We start from the raw sequence: 24,094 nt of genomic DNA on the forward strand, positions 1-24,094 counted from the left end.
AGATTAAATCGCTATGAAATGGCTGGGACAACAAGACTTTCGCCTGGGTGCAGCATCGATGAGGACAGGCCATTCCAGTTCTTGATGACCTCAACTGTTTCACTTGTATTCAGGCCGTTGATTGGGTGAGTTTCTGCGAGATTCCACAGCGATTCACCAGGCTGGATTTTAACTTCCATTTGCGCCGTCTCCTCAAGAACCGCATTCTGAGTAGCGAACCTCGCATAAGAAATGCCACAAGCAATACCGAGGATGCAGATAAGCGTTAACGCTATCGCAACTGCAAACATCTTTGCGGAAAGAAGGAAAGAAGATGCAACAGCGTGCGGGTAGACATCAGGAGCAAAAAATTGACGCTGCGGCGCAACGGTAAGCGATTGTTTGCCGCCCGAAACGACCGTAAAGCCATTGTTCGGTTCCTGCGGAGAAAGTGCCAAATTACCGTAGACCATCGAGTTCATTTCTGCTCCTCTCACTCTTCTTGTCGCTTATAGATATACCGACTCATTCGGACAAATTCTCTAGCGCAAGAACGGGTGTTCGTGTATTATTATCCTCGAACAGTTGTTCTTGTCAATGAAAAACGAACAAATGTTTGTAGGTTTGAAAGGAGCGGCCATGGCTCGCAAAATTACGAAGCGTCAGCAGCAGATTTACGACTTCATCCGTTCTTATCAGCGCGATAAGGGCTATCCTCCAAGTGTTCGTGAAATGGCTGCAGCCGTCGGCCTCTCCTCCCCCTCCACCGTCCATGCGCACCTCAATGCCTTGGAAGAACGTGGCCTCATCAAACGCGATGCAACTAAACCTCGTGCGCTTGAGGTTTTCAATACAGACGGAAGCACCGTCAAGCTTGCAGAGGTTGTCGAAACACCGAATCGAGGAACGGTGTCCCTCCCTCTCGTAGGTCGCGTTGCCGCAGGCATGCCTATTCTTGCCGAGCAAAATGTCGAGGATACCTTCACGCTTCCAACTGAGATCGCAACTGATTCCAGCTCGTTCGTATTAGAGGTGCACGGCAATTCGATGATCAACGCAGGCATCTTCAACGGTGACTACATCATTGTTCGCGAACAGAAAAACGCAATGAATGGCGAGATCGTGGTCGCCATGATCGATGGCGAAGCTACAGTCAAAACGTTCTACAAAGAGCGTGGTCGCGTGCGTCTGCAGCCTGAAAACGATGCCATGGAACCGATTTACGCAGATAATCCCACAATCTTGGGTAAAGTCGTCGCTCTCATGCGTCGTTTCTAACTCATGCTCTCGCAATCGTCTACAACTGATTGCCATTTGAACACGGTAACGGGTGAGAATCGCGTCTGTCTGTTTGACACCATTCGTGGTTTTACCATTGTTTCAATGGTCGCATTTCATACGACTTATGACCTTGTCTACCTGTATGGTTGCCAAATTCCTTGGTTTACCGTAGGACCTGCTCAAGAGCTTTGGCGAATATCAATTAGCTGGGTTTTTCTTTCCTTAGCTGGTTGGATGACGTCCCTTTCACGCGATAACGTGCGTAGGGCGTATCTTTACAGTGCTGCAGCATTCATCATTTGGGTTGCAACGACGATTGCATCGGTGGATACGCCCATTTCTTTTGGCATCCTTTTTTGTATGGCAGGAAGCACATGGGCTTGGGTCCTCATGAAACGTACGACATCTAAGACAATAGAGCGGCATCCTTTTATGCTCTCTATATTCTTTATCGTCACTTTTCTCGTTTTCTACCGTATACCTCGACATATTTACGACGTCTCAGGACTTGCTTGGCTCGGTTTTCCATCTGCGGGTTTTTCATCGGGAGATTATTACCCGCTTATTCCATTTAGTTTTCTGTACCTTGCTTTTTCTGTTTTAGGAAACGCATGGAAGCAGCAGGGACACACCTATCCCGAATGGACATATCGCAATTGGTGCCCCGTACTCAGTTTCATCGGAACAAAGAGTCTTCCGATCTATCTCCTGCACCAAGTTGCGATCTTAGCCGTATTGCAGTTTATTCTTGGTTAACGGGCTATTCTGTACGATATCGCTCAAGCAGAGCCTGGATACGAACAGGCACTTTACAAACAAGTCGTACCGAATCGTGCTCATAGTTTTCACTGAGCACCTGTCCCTGTTTGTGTACTGCGGCTAAAAGGGCTCCTTCACTATAAGGAAGAGCACAGGACAACAATACGTCGCTTGCAGCCGCCTCCTGTGCGATGCGGTCAGTCAGCTGCTCAAGTCCCTCGCCTGTTGCAGCGGAAAAGAACACACAAGAAGGATAGCGAAGGCGAAGCGCGGCTAGATCAACGGGGTCAAGTAGGTCGCTTTTGTTGTAGACCGTAATCGCATTCTGCTCACCTGCTCCGATTTCTTGCAACACTTGCTCCACTGCTTTTAGCTGTCGAAGTTTGTTGTCGTCTGATACATCGACAACTTTTAGAATCAAGTCAGCATCGCGTACTTCAGACAACGTAGATTTAAATGCTTCAACAATCCCATGAGGCAGTTTCTGAATAAATCCAACAGTATCGGTTATCGTCATAACGCGACCACCAGGTAGCACATATGCCCTTGTTGTGGGATCAAGCGTTGCGAAGAGCTTGTCTTGCGAGAGAACACAAGAACTAGTCAGGAGGTTAAGTAAGGTCGATTTGCCAGCGTTGGTATACCCGGCAAGAGCAACACGGTAGGCAGGAGATGAGACGCGCCATTTAGATTGAACGTCGCGACGACTCGAAAGCTCCTTCAATTCACGGCGAAGAACGGAAATCCTATTGCGAATCATGCGGCGGTCAACTTCAAGCTGGCTTTCACCTTGACCAAAACGGCTGCCGATTCCGCCACGCGTTTGCTCTTTTGCCAGATGGCTCCACATGCCGCGCAAGCGCGGAAGCAGGTATTGAAGTTGGGCAAGTTGCACCTGCAAACGGCCCTCGCGTGTTTGCGCATGTTGACCAAAGATGTCGAGAATCAACGCCGTGCGGTCGATGATCTTAACCGGAGAACCCACGGCCTTTTCCAAATTCGACTGTTGAGAGGGGCTAAGATCGGCGTCGAATATCACCACATCGACATCTAGGCGAGAAACAAAACCTTTCAGTTCCTCGACTTTTCCCGAACCGATATAGGTTTTTGGAATCGGTCGGTCGAGTTTCTGCGTAAGGCGACCGACCACGCAAGCTCCTGCGGTGTCGGCAAGACGCTCAAGCTCATCAAGGGAGCGGTCAATGGGCCAATCGTCCTCACGCCAATCAACACCAACCAAAATGGCACGTTCAGGCACAGGAGCAGTGGAAATTGGATTAAAACGAGCCATGGCGCTCCACTTCACGCTGAATTGCCTCGACCGCACCGTCTATACCCAGCTTGTCCATATCAAGCCAATGCATGCGCACGTCACGACGGCACCAAATCAACTGCTTCTTTGCATAGCGACGAGAACGTTGTTTTATGAGGTCAACGGCTTCTGAAAGCGACAGTTCGCCATCAAAATAATGAATGAGTTCTTTATAACCAATGGCCGCACGTGAGGTAAGGGCGTTCGCCGCGCCATGTTTTACCAGGGATTTGACTTCATCCAACAATCCCATTTCCATCATCTGGTCAACACGGGCGTTAATGCGCTCGTAAAGTCGCGCACGGTCCATCGTCAATGCAAAGGTCATATGGTCGTAGCGCATAACAGGTGCAGAAAAACCAGCGCTCTGCTCCGCATACGAAACGCCCTCATCGCACATCTCCAAAGCGCGGACAACTCGTTTGACGTTGTTCATATGAATGAGAGCCGCGCTCTCAGGATCACGCTGCTCCAGCAGTGCATGAAGGCCTTCGGGTCCAAGCTCATCGGCTAATTGGTTGTAGTGCGTGCGTCGCTCGTCAGACACATCACCTTTTGGAAAAGTCATCTCGTCTAATGCAGCGCGGATATACAGTCCCGTCCCTCCGCAAAGGACAGGAACGCGATTCTCAGATTGCAGTCGTTTAATCTCCCGTCGAGCATCACGCTGGTACAGAGCGGCTGAGTACGCCTCGCAGGGATCGACGATATCCACGAGTCGGAGCGGAACAAGTCGTTCACCAACGGGCGTCTTTGCTGTTCCGATATCCATGCCGCGATATACCTGCATGGCATCGGAGGAAATAACCTCGGTGTCCCATCCGAGGGCTAAGCGATCGGCTACGGAACTCTTCCCTACTGCGGTAGGGCCGGTAATGGCGACAACAGGAATCATCGTGGATTGCCGACGGCGTTGCCAGACAGATACCACGTACGAGCTGTATCAATATGCACGTCAAGAACCTGACCGACCAGCTCGTGCGTCTCATAGTCATCAGGAATAGGACAGTGGACCGTTTGATTCCATGGGCTCTTACCCTGTAAAATGCGATCGTTCTTCTTGGAAGAGCCCTCGATCAACATGGGAACAACCGTATCAAGGGAGTGTTGATTAAACGCATAGGCGGTTGTCTCTACGTGCTTTACGAGGCGGTCAAAACGTTGCTGAATGACTTCACGCGGCGTTGGATCGAAAATCTCCGCAGCAGGCGTACCCGCGCGCTTGGAATATATGAAAGTAAATGCCTGTGCAAATTGAGCTTCGTCGACAAGCGTTAATGTCTGCTCAAAATCTTCCTCAGTCTCGCCTGGGAAACCAACGATGATGTCAGTGGTAAGCGCGATATTCGGAATGTGAGCTCGAACGCGCTGAACCAGATCAAGATACTGTTCACGCGTGTAACGACGATTCATGAGCTTGAGAATACGCGAAGAACCAGACTGGACCGCCAAGTGAAGCTGTGGCATGACAGCCGGAACTTCGGCCATTGCATCGATGGTTTCGGGGAGCAAATCCTTAGGATGAGACGAGGTAAAGTAGATGCGCTCAATTCCCGTATCACCCACACGGCGAAGCAACTCGGCAAAGCGCGGACCAGAGCCTTGGTCGCGGCCGTAAGAGTTCACATTCTGACCCAACAAGGTAATTGAACGAACACCTTGACGGACCAGCGCCGAGACCTCGTCGACAATTTCGTCCATCGGACGGCTTTTCTCGCGTCCGCGAACGTAGGGGACGATGCAATAGCTGCAAAAATTATTGCAGCCCGTCATAATCGGAACCCAGGCGTGATACGTCGTCTCACGGTGCCATGGCATATCGGTGGCTTCGCCGGTATCGATTTCCTCCGTTCGAACTTGATGCCCACCCTGCTCAAACGCTGCTGCAAGCAAATCAGCCACATGAGTGATGGAATGCGTGCCGAATATCACGTCGACGTTATCAAGATTGGTGAGCAACCCTTCCCCATCGCGCTGGGCGATGCAGCCACCCACAGCCACCACGCGACGTCCGGACGGCGGAGCAGGAAGGCTCTTGCACGACGAGCACTGTCCGTAAAGACGTGTGTCAGCTGCTTCTCGGACACAGCAGGTCATGAAGATAACAATGTCGGCATCAGCGGGTTCCGATGCCTGCAAGCATCCACAGGAGTCCAATAAACCACTCACACGCTCAGAATCGTGGAGATTCATCTGACATCCAAACGTACGGATAAAGTACGTTTTACCAGCAAGAATTGAAAGGTTAGCCATATTAGATTACCTGTTGAACGTCGTCGAGGGATTCGGCCATCTCAGAGTTAGCTACCGAGATACGGTGAACATATACGGATAGACGAATAGCAGTGCGCGATTCACCGTTGATCAATATGTCGGAGAAAACCGGTGCGCAGGAAATATCAAAACCCGTAGGAATGAGAAAACCTCGCGCAATGGCCATAGCCTTGATGGCCTGATTGACGGCACCCGCACCAACGCATTGCATGTTGACGGGCACGCCGTCCTTCACCATGCCGGCAATGGCACCAGCAACCGATGCAGGCGATGATTTGCTCGATACTTTGAGGAAGTCCATGTACGTTTCTCCAGCAGGTATAGTACGTTTTTGCAGCTAATTGATAACGATAACGCAAGCGATAGCCAGGGGCAAGGATTAAGCGTCTTCCTTATCAATCTCGAAGGTAACGGTAATGCGGTCATGCGTCACGCGGATCTTCGGGTCGTGGGAAAGCGTCAGATAATAGCGAGACGCCAAATCGTTGAAGTCGCGCTCAAGTGCACGCGAAAACGAAGCAAGATCTTCCTTGCCAATTTTCAATCCACGACGATCACGCTCTAGGTCAATTTCGGCCTTTGAACGGGCAACATGTTCCTTTTCGCGCAGCAAGCGAGAGGCAACACTGCGCAAGGGGGCAATCGTACCAGCAAGAATACGGTGCGCGGTACGCTCGGAGAGATCGAGACCGAGCGAAGCAGCGATTCGAATAAAGTCTGCAGCGTCTGCAGCGTATCCCAAACGAGAAACCACCGGCAAATCCAGCTCGTTATCCATAAACAGCAACCGAGAAGCATCGAGGGCGCCCGAGGCGTGCGCATACAGAGTCGAAGCGATCTCAGTTGGCGTTCCATAATACACATCGCACCCATGAAGTTCCTCGCAGGCAAACTCACACACAGCACGGGCGATGTTGTGCGGGCCGCGCACGCAGGACAATACGCCTTCGTCGTCCTTTGCAGCCTGCGGCCACGTGGACTGATCCGCACGTTCGGAGAGTTGGGAAGTGTCTGCTACGACCTTAAAAGCAGAACCTAGATTTGTACCAGAAGTAACAACTTCCGATGATACCGTGTTCTGCTTAATGGAAAACAAAGCCATGCCACGTCCGTGGACACCCCATTTGTCCATTTTCATGGATTCTAGCTTGGAGGTAACGCGCGCATCAAAAATGCGCTCCTGCATGTCTTGGGGAACACCCGAACCATCGTCAAAGAAGAGGAGGGTACGAATACCCTCCTCCTTTACCGTTGCAAGATAGATATTTTTCGCACCAGCATCGCGGGCATTGCGCAGCATCTCGACAACGATATCTTCGACATGTTGAATATCATGCTTTGCCTGACGGCGCTCGGCTTCGGAAACACGAAGGCGGACGAACCCCTCGCCAAGATTCTCTTCGACGCGGAGATTACCCTCCCCCGACATCGAAGCGATAAACGAGATCAAATCGTTTCCATCAGCCATGATCAGATACTACTTTGCAATATCGACGGCGCGGCTCTCGCGAATCACGACAACGCGAACTTGTCCAGGGTACTGCATCTTCTCCTCGATCTGCTGAGCGATGCCGTGAGCAAGCACCGTCGAATCGGCATCAGAGATCTTATCAGGCTGCACCATGACGTGGACCTCACGACCCGCCTGCATGGCGTATGTGCGCTCAACACCATCGTAGGAGTTGGCGATTTCCTCAAGCTGCTCGAGGCGCTTGATGTAGTTTTCAGCAGACTCGCGACGAGCACCGGGGCGAGACGCGGAGATAGCGTCTCCAGCCTGAACGAGAACATCAAGGACCGTGTTGGGGTCGGTGTCAGCATGATGCGCCTCAATGGCATGGACGATCGCGGGCTTCTCACCGTAACGGCGCGCAAGCTCAGCACCGATAACGGCATGGGGTCCCTCGACCTCATGGTCGATTGCCTTACCCAGGTCATGTAGCAGGCCGGCACGCTTTGCGGTCACAACGTCGATGCCCAGTTCAGCGGCCATGATGGAGCAAAGCTCAGCGACCTCAATGGAGTGACGTAGAACGTTTTGACCAAAGGACGTACGATAGCGCAGGGCGCCAAGGGTCTTAACGAGCTCGGGATGCAAATCGTGGATTCCCATATCGAAAGCGGCCTGTTCACCGGCCTCACGAACACGCTCCTGCACCAAATCAGAAGCCTTGCGATACATCTCCTCAATACGCGCCGGGTGGATGCGTCCATCCGCAATGAGGTTCTCGAGTGCAACGCGTGCCGTCTCACGACGAACGGGATCAAAGCAAGAAAGCACAACGGTCTCAGGCGTATCATCAATCACGAGGTTAACGCCAGAAATCTGCTCGAAGGTACGAATGTTGCGGCCCTCTCGGCCGATGATACGGCCCTTAAGGTCATCAGAGGGAATGTGGACCGAAGTCACGGTCACTTCGGCAGTGTGATCAGAAGCGCAACGCTGGATAGCAAGAGAGATGATCTCCTGAGCGGTTTTGTGGCACTCGGCCTTCACCTTCTGTTCGGATTCACGAATGATGGTTGCAGCCTCATGCGTGACTTCGCCACGAACCTTTTCGAGCAGCTCGGCATGAGCATCTTCGCGAGTAAGCTCAGAAATACGTTCGAGCTCATCGGTCTGGCGCTCATAAAGCTCTTCAAGCTCACGCGAACGCTTATCGAGTTGGCCTTGCTGGCTTGAAAGCTGATGCTCACGCTTGTCAAGAGCGTCGTTACGGCGATCAAGCGACTCCTCGCGCTGCATCACGCGATTTTCAAGCGAACGAATTTCCTTCTTACGCTGGACTTCTTCCGCCTCTGCAGCCTGCTTGCTCTGGATGATCTGCTCTTTTGCTTCGAGCAGGGCCTCCTTTTTCAGCGTTTCGGCAGCGCGACGTGCTTCGGCAACAACCTGATCGGCCTCCGCGCGAGCGTTTTGCATCTTCTCGTCTGCTTCGCGAAGACCTCCCATCTTAGAATTTCGCATGACAAGCGCAGCAACCGCTGCACCAATCACGAGCGCCACGAGGGCGATGATAAGTTCAGTCATTGGAACTCCCTTAAAGTGGTTCAATACGCGTATAACCAACGCTCGCCTCAGGGCAAGCGTGGGACATTTGCCGGGTATGGTCCACCTTTGTGGAGTGTGAAATCAAACCGATAGGAAATATCGTCAATCTCATCGTAAAGATGAGCTCATAACAAACAAATGACTTCTGTATCGTACGTGGAAGCTGGGGATTTGTCAAAAGATGGGCAGCTATCGGTTGAAATAAACCCCTCGTTGTGTAGGTATAATCACCAATTATGAAGAGAGATTACACAACTTCTTCGTCCGACAAATTGCCACTCAAATGATCTTTAACTACATCAGAGGCAATCGAATAGGGAAATCCCTTTGTCATAAGATGCCGAACTAACTTTTCGTACGCTCGAGTGGAAGGGATCGGCTTTCGTCGCAATACGGCAAAGGCACGCGTTCGGTCATCCTCTTCGTTGAAAAATGCATCTGGATAACCGGCACAACTCTCTAGGTCGATTCCCCTGCGTCGTAATTCCATTTCGATTTTACGCCTTCCCCATCCGCGGCGCTTACGTTCTTCAATGAAATACGTTGTAAATCGATCGTCATTGAGAAAGCCATGTGCCAATGCACGGGAAATCGAAGCTTCTATCTCCTGGTTGCGAAATCCGTAGTCGAAGAGCTTTTGACGAACTTCGTCAGTGCTGTGATCGCGACGTGAAAGCATTTCGGTAAGCAGGGTGAAACACACACGCCCCTCAAGCGCATGAATCGCGTCAAAAGCGTCTTCCTCATCCTGAGGCAACTCGATACCCTCCTTGTCAAGGATACGACCCACACGCACAGGTACGACTATTTCTCGCACACGGCCGTTTTCCATGATGCAAGAAACTTCAGCAACGGGTTTTTTCTTTGAAAAAGAACTCGAAGTACGCTTTCTATCAGGAAGGCGTACCTCGAGTTCAGTCATGCGCAGCGTCATACCACTCCGAGGGAGAACCTATGTGCTTCGTTACTCAACGGAAGAGTTACCAAGCGCATCAGATGCGTTGTCAAGTGGTTCGACGAGGGTTCCAACCGGTTCGTCCTCAAATTCAAGACTACAGGCAACACGAACCTTATGATCGATCTCATCCAGCAGTTCAGGATTCTTGCGCAGGGTGTCCTTTGCGGCTTCACGACCTTGGCCGAGACGCTCTCCCTCGTAGGTGTACCAGGCGCCAGATTTCGTAGCAATGCCAAAATCGACCGCCATATCAAGCACGGAACCCTCTTTGGAAATACCGGTACCGTACATGATGTCGAATTCAGCTGAACGGAACGGAGCAGCGAGCTTGTTTTTGACTACCTTAGCGCGAACGCGATTGCCCACAATGTCGGAGCCATTTTTAATGCTGTCGATACGACGGATGTCGATACGTACAGAGGAGAAGAACTTAAGCGCACGTCCACCGGTGGTCGTCTCGGGATTGCCGAACATCACACCGATCTTCTCACGCAATTGGTTAATGAAAATACAGGTAGTCTTAGACTTTGCAAGAGATCCAGCCAGCTTGCGGAGTGCCTGGCTCATCAAGCGCGCCTGCAAACCAACGGTAGTGTCGCCAATTTCGCCCTCGATTTCAGCACGCGGGACAAGGGCTGCAACGGAGTCGATTACGACGACGTCGATAGCGCCAGAACGGACCAACATGTCGCAAATTTCCAGAGCCTGCTCACCCGTATCAGGCTGAGAAATCAAAACCTCATCAATATCAACGCCGATACGGGCTGCATAGGTTGGATCCAGCGCATGCTCGGCGTCGATAAACGCAGCCACTCCGCCCATGGCTTGAGCTTCTGCAAGAATTTCAAGCGAAAGCGTCGTCTTACCCGAAGACTCAGGACCGTAGATCTCAATGATGCGACCACGGGGCACGCCTCCGATGCCAAGTGCGGCATCGAGGGCGATGGACCCCGTCGGAATGACCTCAACCTCGAGCTCAGGTCCGCCATCGCCATAGCGCATGATGGAACCTTTGCCGAACTTCTTTTCGATATCCGCCTTGGTGGCTTCAATCATTTTCTCTCGATCTTCTCCGGTAGTCTTTTCGTGAATAACACGCGCCGGACCGGAATTTTTGGCCATGGTTCCTCCTTGTTGCTCTGTGCTTGTTCGATAATACGCGAACGGGTGTTCGTGGTCAAGGCCTCGCGATAAAATGGTATCGGCACGTATCTCAAAGAATTCCTGCTGTTGTCAGTCGAGTCCCAATGCGCATTTCAAATGAAAAGATATTCCCAGTTCAAAGCGTTGAGGGCTTCATGTAACAAGCACAGATTGCCTTGATTTTGCGCATAATCTACAGACGATTGACCCGCTCAAGCAGCATTTCAAGTGCTTTGTTGGCTGCTTGGATACGTACCTCATTGCGGCTTCCTTCAAATTGACAGCGCGTGCACTCAGTACCCGTTTTGTCAGAAACGCCAATGTAAACAGTACCCGCCGGCTTATCGAGGCCTCCCCCATCGGGACCCGCATAACCTGTCAGACTCACTGCGATATCGCTCTCAAAAACTTGACGCGCTCCATGCGCCATTTCACACGCGGTCTCTGCGGAAACTGCCGTGTGTTCACGAAGCGTCTGTTCAGATACGCTCAAGACTTTATGCTTGATTTCATCGCAATATGTTACGGCTCCTCCGCGCAGAACGGCACTCGCTCCTGGTATATCGGCGATTGAGGCCGCGGTCAAACCCGCCGTAAGGGATTCTGCAGTGGCAACAGTCAGACCCTTTTCAATAGCTTGACGCACAAGATTGCGTGCGTGCGCTTCAATCATGTTCTGAAAACTCACCGCATCATCCTTTCAAGAAAAAGGCGCGATACGGCAGTGCCCATCGCGCCAAAACATGTGCTATAGCTAGTCCAAGTGAATCATCGTCAGGGTCTAGACCCTAAAAACGATGTGACGGGCATTCCAGAAATACTGGGCACCTGAAGCGACGGTCAAAATCACCGCAACAGCCATCAAAACATCGGCGATGAGGCGAAGCGCTGACACAAGACCCAGCACATTGCTCGGAACAACACACGTCATCATGGCGATGACCAGCAGATATGTGCAAAGCGACACCATAGTTGTAGCGGTCTTCGCCTTTCCAAGCTTGTCTGCGGCGATCACCGTGCCGTTTGCACTTGCGACCATACGAAGCGCACTCACCAGGAACTCACGGAACATGATGATGAACACGAACCACACATTTACCATTTGGTGCTCAAGCAAGATGAGAAGAGCCGAGAACACCAAGAGCTTATCGGCGATGGGATCGAGGAACTTGCCGAAATCCGTCACCTCGCCACGCTTGCGCGCCAGTTCACCATCCACCTTGTCCGTCAAGCTCAAAAGCATATAGACGGCAAAAGCCGCGATGGCAAACCCACTGAGTGAGGCATCTTCCTGCAAGGGAACAGCGGCATAACCGCCGAACGACAACTCGCTCAGAATCATGAAAACAGGAATGAACACAATGCGAATGCATGTGACCACATTGGCAGGAGTCCAAATGCTCGTGATCTCCTTGCCCATTTTGTTTACGGCCATTGTCTAATCCTCCACGACTTCGCCGATAAGCTCGTAGCAGAAGCTATCGATAAATTTCACCTGCAGAATATCACCCACGGACGCCTCGGAGGCATCGAGATGAACGGCACCATCTGAGTCGGGTGCCTGGAACCATGCGTGACCTATGAGCTCCGGTCCGTCGTCCGTTTCCTCAATGCCATCGACGATGACCTCGGCGATCTCACCCACATGCGATGCAGTCGCAGCAAACCCGAGCGATTCAGCCAAATCCATAGCGCCTTGCGTGCGCTCGAGTTTGACATCCTCATCAATCTGGTCGTCCATGGTGGCCGCACGCGTTCCCTCCTCCTGCGAGTAGGCAAAAACGCTCGTGTAATCAAAGCCCTCGCGATCCATGAACGCAAGCATTTGCTCGGCTTCCTCATCGGTCTCAGTCGGGAAGCCCACAAGGCTCGTCGTACGAATAACCATGTTGGGAATCTCACGACGAAGCTTTGCAAACAGCTCGGAGAGCTGCTCCTCAGAGCCCGAACGATGCATCGCTTTGAGCACACGGGCATTGCAGTGCTGTACGGGAATGTCGATGTACGGCAGCACCTCGGGCGTATCGCGGATAGTCGCAATCAACTCGTCGGTCATGCCCTCGGGCTGCAGGTAAAGCACGCGAATCCAAACATGCTCGGGGCGCACGGCCTCGGCAACTGCTTGCATGAGCTGCGCAAGATTGCGAGGACCCTGCACTTCATCGGAAAAATCGGTACCCCAGATGCCCGTATCCTGTCCGATGAGCACGATCTCCCGCACACCACCGGCTACCAGATCACGCACCTCTTCAAGGATGCTTTCAGCAGACCGCGAATGATAGCGCCCGCGGATATAGGGAATCGCGCAGAAACTGCAGAAACGGTTGCAGCCGTCGGAAATCTTCACGTACGCAACTGCGCTTTCGACCGTTCGTTTGACCGTAGGGATGAACGGCGGCATCTCGCGCTCGACACCCAGCAGCTCATCGACAACCGCAACGATGCCGTCTTCCTCATCGGTGCGAACAAACGCCGCAACTTCGGGCAACTCTTGGGGAAGATCGTCGCCATAGCGCGAGGGAACACAGCCGCACATGATGATGCGCGTACTGCGTACACCGTCTGCAATTTCGTCAGCAAGCGCCAGCGTCGTTTCGATGCTCTCGGAAGTAGCGGAGGCAAGGAAAGAACACGTGTTGATAATGACAGCGTCAGCCTCTGCAGGATCGAACACCTCTTCATAATCAGCGGCGGTAAGCAGAGAGCGCATGCGGTCGGTATCGACTTCGTTTTTTGCGCAGCCGAGCGTGATGTACATAAGGGAGGCGTGTGCCATGAAAAGCGTCCTTAGCGATAGTTCGTGAACTGGAGCGGCTGACCGTAATCCTGGTCACGCAAGAAACCGATAACCTGCTGCAAGGCATCCTTAGATGCGCTGGAAACACGTAGCTTGTCGGCCTCGATGGTCACCTTTACCTTGAGCTTTTGGTCTTTGATGTCCTTGTTGATCTTTTTTGCCGTAGCCTGATCGATGCCCTCGACAATCGAACCGAGCAAGCGAACGCTTCCGCCGCTGGCTGCAATCGGGTCGCCCCACTTGATGACCTTGATATCGACACCGCGCTTGATAAGCTTGGTATTGAGGATGTCGATGACCTGACGCGCGACGAAATCCGCCGGAGCATTGAGTGTGAAAAGCTTATCGCCTTTGGAAAGCTCGATGGATGCACCGGACCCTTTGAGGTCGTAGCGCTGCGCAAGCTCACGTGTCGTCTGCTGGAAGGCGTTGTCAACCTCCTGCATGTTGACTTCGGACACGACGTCAAAGCTGGAATCTTTTGCCATGATGGCTCCTTTCAGGTATCAGAAGGTCTACTCAGAAGAATCAGATTTGGAACTCTCGTACTCAGACTTAGAAACAGTAATGGTAGCGACGGTGCGTGCCTCGACATCATAGCCTGCATCACGCGCGTCCGTTGCCGTCATATCCGCTACGCCATCCCCATCCGTATCGACGGTAAGATCAACAGTTTCGGGCTTTGGTGCAGAAATGCTGACCTTTGCCACACCAGAGACCTTGGTGTCGTAACGAACTTTCTTGCCGTTCTTGTAAACCGTCACCTCATTTGGCGTATCGGTTGTGATGTCGATTTGCTGCTCAACGGTGTATTCCTGCTCAAAAGGTCCAACAACCTGTTTTGCGAGGACGGACTTACCGTCCAGCTTGACCTCAACCCAGGCGACAACGCCTTCTTCTTTGACAGTGACCTTCACAACGGTCTTTTCGGGTTCCTGGGCGGATTGCCTATCGTTGTCGGAATTGTCATCGTTCGAGTCGGCTCCATCGGAATCCGATCCATCGTCATCTTTAGATGACGTATCGTCTTGCTTCTTGTCCACCTTTTGGACCGCTGTCGGCGTCGAACCAGTTGTCGGGTCATTCTTGGGAGCGCACCCTCGCAATAGCGTCACAACGATCAAAACGATGAGCAAGAGGACGATTATGGCGCCTCCTACAAAAACCTTTGGATTCAAAGGATTGTTCGACCTTCCTGCGCCGCGCCCTCCCCTCGGAGCAGCATTGCGACCATTGCGACCACCGCGTGGAGCTTGCCCGTTGCCGCGGGTTCGCGACATGCGAGGATCACCGCGGCGCGGATCATGACCGTAACCAGCACGGGAAGAAGGACGACCTTCGCGCGGGTCGTATGCTTCGGCCGGACGACGACGTTGCTGCGCCGAACGATAATCACCCGTTGCACCCGCGTGATCATAACGACGCTGCTGCGTTTGACGCCCCGTAGTATTGCGCTGGGAATAACCATTTCCCGCCAACGCGGGACTTCTACGCCTATCGGCAGCGGAGGACGGACGAAGGCGCGTGGTCTCCATCGGCTCATGTGGAGAACTGGATTCGGGCACATAGCCTGCCTGCGGCGGGCGTTGAGCGTATCGTGAACCCGCGCGATTGGGATCGATTAAATGATACCGAGAGGCAGCTTGCGCGCTGCGAAGATTCGCCTCGGACGTAACCTCTTGAAAACGTCCACTCGAAGCACCGGCTCCAAATCGACGATACTCATCGAGGGCATCGAAATACGCATCGACAACCTGATTGGGATCGAGTCCCAAAAAACGCGCGTAACTCGAGATGATCCCCTGGGCATACCCTCGAGAAGGGAGTGCCTGGAAGTTCTCCGTTTCGACATACTCGATGATTTGAGGACGGATCTTCGTGATATTTGAGACTTGTTGAATGGACATGCCCATCTCGCGGCGGCGCGAAACAAGCATCTCGCCAAAACGCTGCGGCATTTACATCCCCCCAAATATCTCTTCATCCGAAAGCGGCTCTTCAACAGCTCTCAGCGCTGCAAGCCCTTCTTCATCGTAGAGCACCTCACGCGGTTTTGAACCGTCGGGCGGACCTACAATGCCTTTTTCCTCAAGCATATCCATGATGCGGCCGGCACGGGCGTAGCCCACCTTGAGGCGACGCTGTAAGCCCGAAGTAGAACCGAGTTGCGACTCGACAACGATCTTCGCGGCATCCCACAGCAGCGGATCCTCATCCGAGGGGGCTTCGTTGTAAAACGCGTGTCCCCCACCGCCGCCACCCACAGATGCAGGACTCACAACGGACAGAATCTCTTCGTGATAATCAGGTGCGCCCTGCTCCTTGACGAACTCGACAACACCGTTAATCTCGTCATCTGAAACAAAACAGCCCTGAATGCGCTTGGGCTTTCCCCAATCAACCTTAGAGAACAGCATGTCGCCGTAGCCGGTGAGTTTTTCGGCGCCCATCTGGTCGATGATGACGCGGGAGTCGATACCCGTGGCGACGTTGAATGCAATGCGGTTGGTGATATTCGCCTTGATGAGGCCGGTGACCACGTTAGAGCTCGGACGCTGGGTTGCAACAATCAAGTGAATACCGGCGGCACGTCCGAGCTGAGCGATACGCACGATGGAAGCCTCGACATCCTTGCCCGCAACCATCATGAGGTCGGAGAGCTCGTCGATGATAATGACGAGGAACGGCATTTTCTGCGGAGGATTGTCGTAATGCTCAAACTCCCCCGCCTGTTGCTTCGCGTTGAACGTGGCGATGTTGCGCACTCCCAGACGCTCAAAGACCTTGAGGCGGCGTTCCATTTCCGAAACGCCCCATTGCAGGGCGCTTGCCGCCTGTTTGGGCTCGGTGACAACGGGGACATATAGGTGCGGAAGCCCGTTATAACCTGAAAGCTCGACGCGCTTGGGATCGACCATGATCAAGCGGACATCCTCGGGGAGATTGCGCATGATCAGAGCCATGACGATGGAGTTGATCATCACCGACTTACCGGAACCCGTTGTGCCTGCGATAAGCAGATGCGGCATCTTGGCAAGGTCCGCAACGACAGGAGCGCCTTCCGCATCGCGGCCGATGGCCAGCTCGAGCGGTTCGCCCTGGGCATACGGAAGCACATCGCCCAGGTTGACGTTTTGACGCTTGGCGTTGGGAATCTCAATGCCGACGAGCGACGTACCCGGAATGGGAGCGAAAATGCGGACCGACTGGGCGGCAAGCGACAAAGCGATATCGTCTTCCAGGTTGGAGATGCGACTTACTCGCTCGCCCTCACCTGGCTGAACCTTAAACGTTGTTACCGTCGGTCCCGAAATCCAACCTACGACCCTGGAATGAAGACCGAACTCCTGCAAGGTGGACTGCAGGGATTGAGCGGTCTGTTCCAGCTCTTTTTCCGAGGATGCGGAAGTAGCCGATTTTGGATTGTGGCGAAGCATCGTGAGCGGAGGAAGCTCCAGTGTGCCGCCATCCTCTTCGATGTTTTCCGCATGAGGTACCGCGACTTTGGTTGCGGGAGATTTCTTTTCCTGTCCTGAAGACTCCGAGGCGCTGGGCTCAGTGCCATCGTCCTGCTCGCTTGTGAGAGAAGCGCTCTGTTCACCTGCTGTCTGCGTTCGTTTGAGGAAATCGGGAATCGGGCGCAGGCCATCGGCTGTCGCAACCTGAGGAGAAGACACTTCGACGGGAGTCGGCGTATCCCCTTCAGTGGAAGGCGCCTGCTCTTGATTCAGAGAAACGTCGAAAGGCTTAGGATCGACTGCGGAAAACTCAACATGCGTATCGGGAACCGTCGGCGCGGATGCGTCTTCTCGTGTAGTTTCGACATACCGATCACGCACGGGAATGAGCGTCGTCTCGGCGCGCTCGGCGGCCAACTGAGGAGAAACGTCGACGAAGGGGTCTTCGCCCGCGTTGTCGGCATCTACAATAACTTTAGTCTTGCTCGCGCCGAGATACGAATCCTGCGCAGCCTGAGCATCATCGAAAAGGCTGCCCTGCACGACAGGTGCACGCTGCGCCGCATCAATAGCCGGCTTGTCAAAAACGCCGGGCTGATCGCCCCAGGGCATCTCGTTCACATCTACATGGCGACGCTCTACAAACGCATGCGCGCGATCGCGTGCCGCCTGGAAAAAGTCGCTGACCGAGAACCCGATGACAACCAATCCGATAATGATGACACCGACGAGAACTACGTAGGAAATCGTCTTACCCAATGCGCTTTGCAATGCACTCGCGACAAACGCGCCGAGATAACCGCCGGACGTGACGAGCGCATCAGGCTCAAACATTCCCACAGTTGACAAATCGGTTAATGGGACCATGAGGGAAAGAATGCCCAGCACAGCAACGAGTATGAGAGCACCGCCAGAAAGCGTGCGAACGTTCAACGGCGAGCGGTCGCGCAAAAAGAGGCTAGCGGCAAACATGAGCATAGCGAGTGGTATCACATACGCACCCATACCGAATCCCAAATGAAAGAATCCGGAAATGGCGCCGGACACCGGCTCGCTAGAATTGCTGACAACCGCGATGAACGAAATCACCGAGATGACGGCAAGTATCACGGCGGCAATTTCTCGAGAGGCCCCATTGTCCATGAGCGGCTCGAGCTCACGTTGGGGAGCGGCATGCTTGCCTTCATTTGCTCGAAGGCTACGCGAGGCAGCCTTGCTGTTAGCTGCACGTTTGCCCTTTGAGGTCGTCTTCTGTTTTCCGTTGGCGGAGTTGGAGCGACCCAACTTACACCTCCATGACAACCGGGATGATCATGGGACGCGTGCGATTGTTATTCCAAATATAGTTGGAAACCGAATCGCGCACGGCCTTACGCAGCGCGTCGGTACCAGAGCTCGAGAAGTTGAACGAGCCCTTCTCGATAGCGCGGAGCACCGCGGCCTGAGCGTCGGCGGCAAATTGATCGTCGATGGGGAACGAAACGCCACGACCGGAAAACTCAACATTACCGATCTTCTTGCGCTTCATATCGAGCATGGCAACAACCGTTACCATGCCGTCACTTGCAAGCTTTTGACGATCGCGCAGCACGATGGGGTCGGTATCACCGATGCGCAGGCCATCGACATAGACCACGCCGCTCTCAACCGACTGACCGCGCTTGACGACGCCATCGCGCATCTCGAGCGTATCGCCGTTATCAAGGACAAAGATGTTGCTCGTAGGAACACCCATTTTCTCACCCAAATGCGCATGGGCACGAAGATGCACGGCCTCACCATGTACAGGCATGAAGTACGTGGGTCGCGTGAGTGCCAGCATGAGCTTGAGCTCTTCCTGGCTGGCATGACCGGAAACGTGAACCAAGGCACGGCTCTTGTCGTACACGTCGCAACCGAGTTTGGCAAGGCTATTGACGACCTGTTGAACAGCCTTCTCATTGCCGGGGACTGGAGTGGCGGAGATGATGACCGTATCGCCCTCGTGAATCGAAAGCGTTTTGTGCTCGCCGTTCGCCATACGCGAAAGCGCAGAGAGCGGCTCTCCCTGTGAGCCCGTGCACATGACGACGATCTTGTCCTCGGGAAGACCGTTGATATCGAAAGCATCTACCAAGTCGTGTTCATCAACGTTAAGGTAGCCCAGTTCACGCGCCACGCGCGTGTTGGTGAGCATGGAGCGGCCGGTCACCACGACCTTGCGCCCGCATTTCTTCGCGGCATCGCAAATCTGCTGCAAACGATGGATGTGGCTGGAGAAAGAAGCCACGAATACACGGCCCTTTGCGTTTTTGATGATGTGGAGCAGCGAGGGACCGACCTCCGCCTCGGACTTGGTAAAGCCTGGGACAGTGGCGTTTGTGGAGTCGGAAAGCAGCAGGTCGACACCCTGCTTACCCGCGCGTGCCAGCGAGGCGTAATCGGGCGTGACACCGTCGATGGGCGTCTGGTCGAGCTTGAAGTCGCCCGTATGCACGACCGTACCGGCAGGGGTCTTGAGATACACACCGAGTGCACCGGGGATCGAATGCGTCGTGGAGAAAAACTCGATGGAGAAGCACCCGAGATTTACATGCGAACCGCCCTTGACCTCACGGAACTGAGGTGCGCGGATCTTAAACTCGGCGAGTTTACCCTCAATGAAACCGAGCGTGAGTTTGCTCGAAAAGATGGGGACCTTCGAATTGAGATCCTGAAGAAGGTACGGCAGGGCACCAGTATGGTCCTCATGACCATGCGTGACGATGATGCCGCGAAGTTTATGCTCGTTCTCAAGCACATACGTGTAATCCGGCAGCACCAAATCGATACCGGGTTGGTTGTCGTCGGGGAACATGAGGCCCGCGTCGACCAGGAGCATATCCTCGCCGTACTCGAACGCGGTCATGTTCTTGCCAATACCATCAAGGCCGCCCAAGGGGATGATCTTGAGCGCTGGAGATTTTTTCTTCTTTTCAGCTGCCATGTAGGGTGTAGTTCCTTTCAGTTGCGTTTACACATCAACGGCAGGTCTCCCCCGCCGTACAGGTCATATGCAATGTGCGCGACAATCATCGACGCATACAAAACCCATTGTACCGAATAGACGGCATTGCGCTGGAAGTACACCAAAAGTACGGGCATCTGGAGAAGAGAACTTGAATACGGCAGTACGAAAAAACCCGAGCCGACATCGCCTCCAGCAGCTCAAATGAGCCACTCGGAAACGACGCCAACTCGGGTCGCAAAGAACGCGTCAAGCGTTAAGTCAACGCTTACTTCCTCGCGTCAAGCTTGGCCTGCGCAGCGGCAAGGCGGGCCAGCGGGACACGGTAGGGCGAGCAGGACACGTAGTTGACACCGGCGACGTTGAAGAAGCCGGAGATGGAAGCGGGGTCGCCGCCGTGCTCACCGCACACACCGAAGTGCATATCCGGGTTGACGGAACGGCCCTTATCAACTGCCATCTTGACGAGCTCGAGGACAGCCGGGTCGATGGTCTCGAACGGGTTGACCGGCAGGATCTTCTCGTGCAGGTACAGCGGGATGAACTTGGATTCGGCGTCATCACGGGAGAAGCCGAAGGTGGTCTGCGTCAGGTCGTTGGTGCCGAAGCAGAAGAACTCGGCGTACTGGGCGATCTGGTCGGCAACAACGCAGGCGCGCGGCAGCTCAACCATGGTGCCGATGGGGATATCGAGCTCGACATCGTACTCAGCGGCGATTTCGGCAAGCGTCTGCTCGATGACGGCGCGAACACGGACATGCTCCTCGGTAATGGAGACGAGCGGGACCATGATCTCGGGTCGAGGATCGAACCCATCGCGCTTGAGCTGCGCGGTAGCGGTGGCAATAGCACGCACCTGCATGAGCGGCAGGTCGGGATAGACGATGGACAGACGGACGCCGCGCAGGCCGAGCATCGGGTTGGATTCCGTCATGCCGTTGATACGACGGAGCAACGCCTGGCGCTCCTCGAGCTCCTTGCCGCTCAGGGCACCGGTCGCCTCAGCGCGGGCGATCTCGACCTCAAGCTCACGAGGATCGTCCAGGAACTCATGCAGCGGCGGATCGAGCAGGCGGATGACCATATCGCGGCCGGTCATCGTGCGAAGCATCTTCACGAAGTCGTCGGTCTGAACGGCCAGCAGGTCGTCAAGCGCCTTCTGGCGAACAGCTTCGTCAGCAGAGAGGATGAAGCTCTGGATGATCTGCTTGCGATCGCCCAAGAACATATGCTCGGTGCGGCACAGACCAATGGCCTCGGCGCCAAAGTCGAGAGCGAGCTCGGCATCGGCGGGGTTATCAGCGTTGACGCGCACATGGTAGGCACGGCCGTCGGTCTCATCGAGGCGGATTTCGTCTGCCCAGGACAGCATGGTGTCAAGGTCGCCCGTGATCTCTGCGGACGTAAGCGGAACGGCGCCCAGCACGACGATGCCCTGCGTGCCGTCAAGCGAGATGATGTCGCCCTCGTGCAAGATAACGTCGGAGCCCTCGATACGGACTTCCTTAGCGCCGGCATCGATGCGGAAGGTCTCGACGCCGCAGACGCAAGGGGTACCCATGCCACGGGCGATAACGGCAGCGTGGCTGGTCTTGCCGCCATGGCTGGTCAAAATGCCCTCGGCGACCGTCATACCCTTGAGGTCGTCGGGGTTGGTCTCCCAACGCACGAGAACAACCTTATGACCCTCATTGACGCGTGCGACGGCGTCATCAGAGGAGAAGACAACCTCGCCGACGGCGGCGCCGGGGCTTGCGTTCAGGCCCTTGGCCAGAATATCGAACTGAGCCGTCTTGTCGAACTGCGGATGGAGCAGCTGATCGAGCTGAGCCGGATCAATGCGCTTGACGGCCTCCTCCTTGGTGATGAGGCCCTCCTCCACCATGTCGATGGCGATCTTCAGTGCGGCAGTGGCGGTGCGCTTACCCACGCGGGTCTGCAACATCCAAAGCTTGCCCTGCTCGATGGTGAACTCGATGTCGCACATATCGCGGAAGTGGCCCTCGAGGATACCGAAGATGCGCTCGAGCTCCTCGCCTGCCTCGTGCAGCGCGGGGATCTTCTTGAGGTCGGAGATCGGCTCGGTGTTGCGGATACCGGCGACAACGTCCTCGCCCTGAGCGTTGACCAGGAAGTCACCATAGAACTCGCGAGCGCCACTTGCAGGGTTGCGCGTAAAGGCAACGCCGGTGGCAGAGGTATCGCCCTTGTTGCCGAAGACCATGGACTGAACGTTGACGGCAGTGCCGAGGTCATCGGGAATCTTGTTGAGTGCGCGGTAAAGAACGGCGCGCTCGTTCATCCAGCTGCCGAAAACGGCCTGGATGGCAAGACGAAGCTGGAGCATCGGGTCGCTCGGGAACACGACCTTTCCATCGACGACGATCTCGGGATACTGCTCGGGATCGACATGCTCGGAGACGATCTGCTTGAACTCAGCCACAAGCTCGCGCAGGTCCTGCTCGGCAAGCTCTGCATCGGAACGGACACCGGCGACGAGACGCTTCTCGGTCAACGCGTTCTCAAAGAGGTCGGAGTCGACACCGAGAACGACATTGGAAAACATCTGCACGAAGCGACGGTAAGAGTCCCAAGCAAAACGGGGGTTCTCGGTCTGCGCAATGAGGCCCTGAACGGACTCGTCATTCATACCGAGGTTCAAAACCGTATCCATCATGCCGGGCATGGAGAACGGGGCACCGGAACGGACGGAAACGAGCAGCGGGTCGTCGGCGTCACCCAGACGCTTGCCCATGCGCTCTTCCATGTCTGCAAGTGCGACCTTAATCTCGTCAAGAACGCCCTCGGGCCAAACGTTGCCGGCGTTGGAATACGCCATGCAGGTCTGGCAGGTCACGGTAAAGCCGCCAGGCACCGGCAAACCGAGGCGTGCCATCTCAGCAAGGTTAGCGCCCTTGCCGCCAAGCATGAATTTCATCGAGGCGTTGCCTTCGGTGACATCGGCGCCCGTGCGATCGGCACCGAAGCGATAAACGTGCTGTTCCATGTTTACCTTGTCTCCCTTTCCCTGTCTCTTACGAGACGTTTCAATATCTCCCCGCGTTGAAAACGTGGGTTAGGGAGCACTATACGGACCAAACAACTCTGAAATTTGCAGAGAATAAGAGGGTCCGTAGGCGGTTATAAATTGTGAGCAAGCGGTTTTGCACGTGGTCATCTTGTGGGGATACCACTGATGACGTGGAGATAGTCTGTGCAGAGTATTTACGCCATGTTTCGGCGTGCACGAGCCGCCGCAACAAGCTCAATGCGCGAAATGATCTCCGACGCCGTCTCCTCGATGGCTCGCTTGTCCGTTCGAACGATGAAACAGCCCAGACGGCGCATGAGCGCATGGGCCTCATCCATCTCAAGCGAAACGTGCTCGGGACTCGCATACGTACCCGTAAAGCCACGCGCGACTTCCTCGCCAATACGTGTCTGGCGAATGCTCGATACGACGTTCGTGGTCGAAATCAAACCGAAGAGCTTTGCCGGGTCGATGTCGTACACCGAAGCCGGAGGCTCGACGCCGTGCATGAGCGGGATGTTGGCAACACGGTAGCCCTGGAAGGCAAGGTACATGGAAAGCGGCGTTTTGCCCGTGCGCGAAATGCCAAGCAGCACGATTTCGGCACGGGAAAGATCATCTGCCCCCCTGCCGTCATCGTGCTCGACAAAATATTCCATGGCCTCGATACGCTCAAAGTAACGCTCGTCGACGCGGTGAGTCACGCCGGGTATGCCTTTGGGCGTCATACCGGTAAGGCCTGCTACGAGGGAGATTGCTGGGCCTAAAGCGTCAATGAAGGGGATGTCATGCGTGTTCAAGTAGATTGAAACATCCTTGCTCAGAGCCGGTGAAGCGATAGTCTGGATGACCGCGAACTTACCCGATTCATACGCAAACTCGGCAAAATGCTCCTCCACCTGCGAGATGCTGGTGATTTTGCTTAAACGGACAATGCGTGCGGCATCAGCATCAAACTGGCCAAGTGCTGCCAGTGCGAGCCCGTGGGCAGTGTTACCCAACGCATCGGAAATGATGAGAATCGTGCGCTCGATATTCTGCGCCGTGGGATCGAACTGAAGCAT

The 24,094-nt window shown here is 54.4% G+C and carries 20 protein-coding genes; 2 read left to right on the forward strand and 18 right to left on the reverse strand.

All coding sequences use genetic code 11. The features are described 5' to 3' along the window. Window positions 1–11: 11 nt before the first annotated feature. Complete coding sequence (locus C1711_RS01405; RefSeq protein WP_102337458.1) at window positions 12–461, reverse strand: LysM peptidoglycan-binding domain-containing protein; 450 nt, start codon at window positions 459–461, stop codon at window positions 12–14. 157 nt (window positions 462–618) lie between these two features. Between C1711_RS01405 and lexA the strand changes: the two genes are divergently transcribed. After that, window positions 619–1,257 carry a transcriptional repressor LexA gene (gene lexA, locus C1711_RS01410; protein WP_102337459.1) on the forward strand — a complete coding sequence of 213 codons (639 nt, stop codon included), beginning with the start codon at window positions 619–621 and terminating at the stop codon, window positions 1,255–1,257. A gap of 36 nt (window positions 1,258–1,293) precedes the next feature. After that, complete coding sequence (locus C1711_RS01415) at window positions 1,294–2,016, forward strand: heparan-alpha-glucosaminide N-acetyltransferase domain-containing protein (protein WP_234346160.1); 723 nt, start codon at window positions 1,294–1,296, stop codon at window positions 2,014–2,016. Window positions 2,017–2,020: 4 nt separating this feature from the next. Here C1711_RS01415 and hflX read toward each other — a convergent pair whose 3' ends face one another. The 17 genes from hflX to C1711_RS01500 all read right to left on the reverse strand — a co-directional run bounded on the left by hflX (window position 2,021) and on the right by C1711_RS01500 (window position 24,094). Continuing rightward, the gene (hflX, locus tag C1711_RS01420; protein ID WP_102337461.1) at window positions 2,021–3,310 is read right to left on the reverse strand and encodes a GTPase HflX; all 1,290 of its coding nucleotides are present in this window, start codon (window positions 3,308–3,310) and stop codon (window positions 2,021–2,023) included. Next, the gene (gene miaA / locus C1711_RS01425; protein WP_102337462.1) at window positions 3,297–4,226 is read right to left on the reverse strand and encodes a tRNA (adenosine(37)-N6)-dimethylallyltransferase MiaA; all 930 of its coding nucleotides are present in this window, start codon (window positions 4,224–4,226) and stop codon (window positions 3,297–3,299) included. The genes hflX and miaA overlap by 14 nt, the downstream gene beginning before the upstream one ends. Continuing rightward, the gene (miaB, locus tag C1711_RS01430; protein WP_102337463.1) at window positions 4,223–5,584 is read right to left on the reverse strand and encodes a tRNA (N6-isopentenyl adenosine(37)-C2)-methylthiotransferase MiaB; all 1,362 of its coding nucleotides are present in this window, start codon (window positions 5,582–5,584) and stop codon (window positions 4,223–4,225) included. Before miaB ends, miaA begins: the two co-directional genes overlap by 4 nt. 1 nt (window position 5,585) lies before the next feature. Next, window positions 5,586–5,906 (reverse strand): stage V sporulation protein S, encoded by a 321-nt coding sequence (locus tag C1711_RS01435; protein WP_102337464.1) that lies wholly within the window; start codon window positions 5,904–5,906, stop codon window positions 5,586–5,588. Window positions 5,907–5,984: 78 nt separating this feature from the next. Next, window positions 5,985–7,073: an ATP-binding protein gene (locus tag C1711_RS01440; RefSeq protein ID WP_102337465.1), complete on the reverse strand. Its 1,089-nt coding sequence runs from the start codon at window positions 7,071–7,073 to the stop codon at window positions 5,985–5,987. 9 nt (window positions 7,074–7,082) lie between these two features. Further along, entirely contained in the window at window positions 7,083–8,636 is a 1,554-nt protein-coding gene (gene rny, locus C1711_RS01445) for a ribonuclease Y (RefSeq protein ID WP_102337466.1), read from the reverse strand. 268 nt (window positions 8,637–8,904) lie between these two features. Beyond that, window positions 8,905–9,591, reverse strand: coding sequence for a regulatory protein RecX (locus C1711_RS01450; protein ID WP_102337467.1), 687 nt, complete (start codon window positions 9,589–9,591; stop codon window positions 8,905–8,907). Between the two features lie 30 nt (window positions 9,592–9,621). Continuing rightward, complete coding sequence (recA, locus tag C1711_RS01455; protein ID WP_102337468.1) at window positions 9,622–10,737, reverse strand: recombinase RecA; 1,116 nt, start codon at window positions 10,735–10,737, stop codon at window positions 9,622–9,624. Window positions 10,738–10,951: 214 nt separating this feature from the next. After that, window positions 10,952–11,446, reverse strand: a complete 495-nt coding sequence (locus tag C1711_RS01460) for a CinA family protein (protein WP_234346161.1) — start codon at window positions 11,444–11,446, stop codon at window positions 10,952–10,954. A 93-nt stretch (window positions 11,447–11,539) separates the two neighbouring features. Continuing rightward, on the reverse strand, window positions 11,540–12,193 hold the full coding sequence (pgsA, locus tag C1711_RS01465; RefSeq protein ID WP_102337469.1) for a CDP-diacylglycerol--glycerol-3-phosphate 3-phosphatidyltransferase: 654 nt from the start codon (window positions 12,191–12,193) through the stop codon (window positions 11,540–11,542). 3 nt (window positions 12,194–12,196) lie between these two features. Then, a complete protein-coding gene (gene rimO, locus C1711_RS01470) occupies window positions 12,197–13,534 on the reverse strand; it encodes a 30S ribosomal protein S12 methylthiotransferase RimO (protein WP_102337470.1) in 1,338 nt (445 codons plus the stop codon). An 11-nt stretch (window positions 13,535–13,545) separates the two neighbouring features. Further along, window positions 13,546–14,043 (reverse strand): YajQ family cyclic di-GMP-binding protein, encoded by a 498-nt coding sequence (locus C1711_RS01475; RefSeq protein WP_102337471.1) that lies wholly within the window; start codon window positions 14,041–14,043, stop codon window positions 13,546–13,548. Window positions 14,044–14,070: 27 nt separating this feature from the next. Next, window positions 14,071–15,513 (reverse strand): helix-turn-helix domain-containing protein, encoded by a 1,443-nt coding sequence (locus C1711_RS01480; RefSeq protein WP_102337472.1) that lies wholly within the window; start codon window positions 15,511–15,513, stop codon window positions 14,071–14,073. Next, a complete protein-coding gene (locus C1711_RS01485) occupies window positions 15,514–18,297 on the reverse strand; it encodes a DNA translocase FtsK 4TM domain-containing protein (protein WP_407641519.1) in 2,784 nt (927 codons plus the stop codon). It lies immediately after the preceding gene. Window position 18,298: 1 nt separating this feature from the next. After that, entirely contained in the window at window positions 18,299–19,978 is a 1,680-nt protein-coding gene (locus C1711_RS01490) for a ribonuclease J (RefSeq protein ID WP_102337473.1), read from the reverse strand. A gap of 289 nt (window positions 19,979–20,267) precedes the next feature. Then, window positions 20,268–23,006: a pyruvate, phosphate dikinase gene (gene ppdK, locus C1711_RS01495; protein WP_102337474.1), complete on the reverse strand. Its 2,739-nt coding sequence runs from the start codon at window positions 23,004–23,006 to the stop codon at window positions 20,268–20,270. Between the two features lie 218 nt (window positions 23,007–23,224). Beyond that, a complete protein-coding gene (locus C1711_RS01500) occupies window positions 23,225–24,094 on the reverse strand; it encodes a pyruvate, water dikinase regulatory protein (RefSeq protein WP_102337475.1) in 870 nt (289 codons plus the stop codon).

Source organism: Collinsella provencensis, from assembly GCF_900199705.1.
GTDB classification, from domain to species: Bacteria; Actinomycetota; Coriobacteriia; order Coriobacteriales; family Coriobacteriaceae; genus Collinsella; species Collinsella provencensis.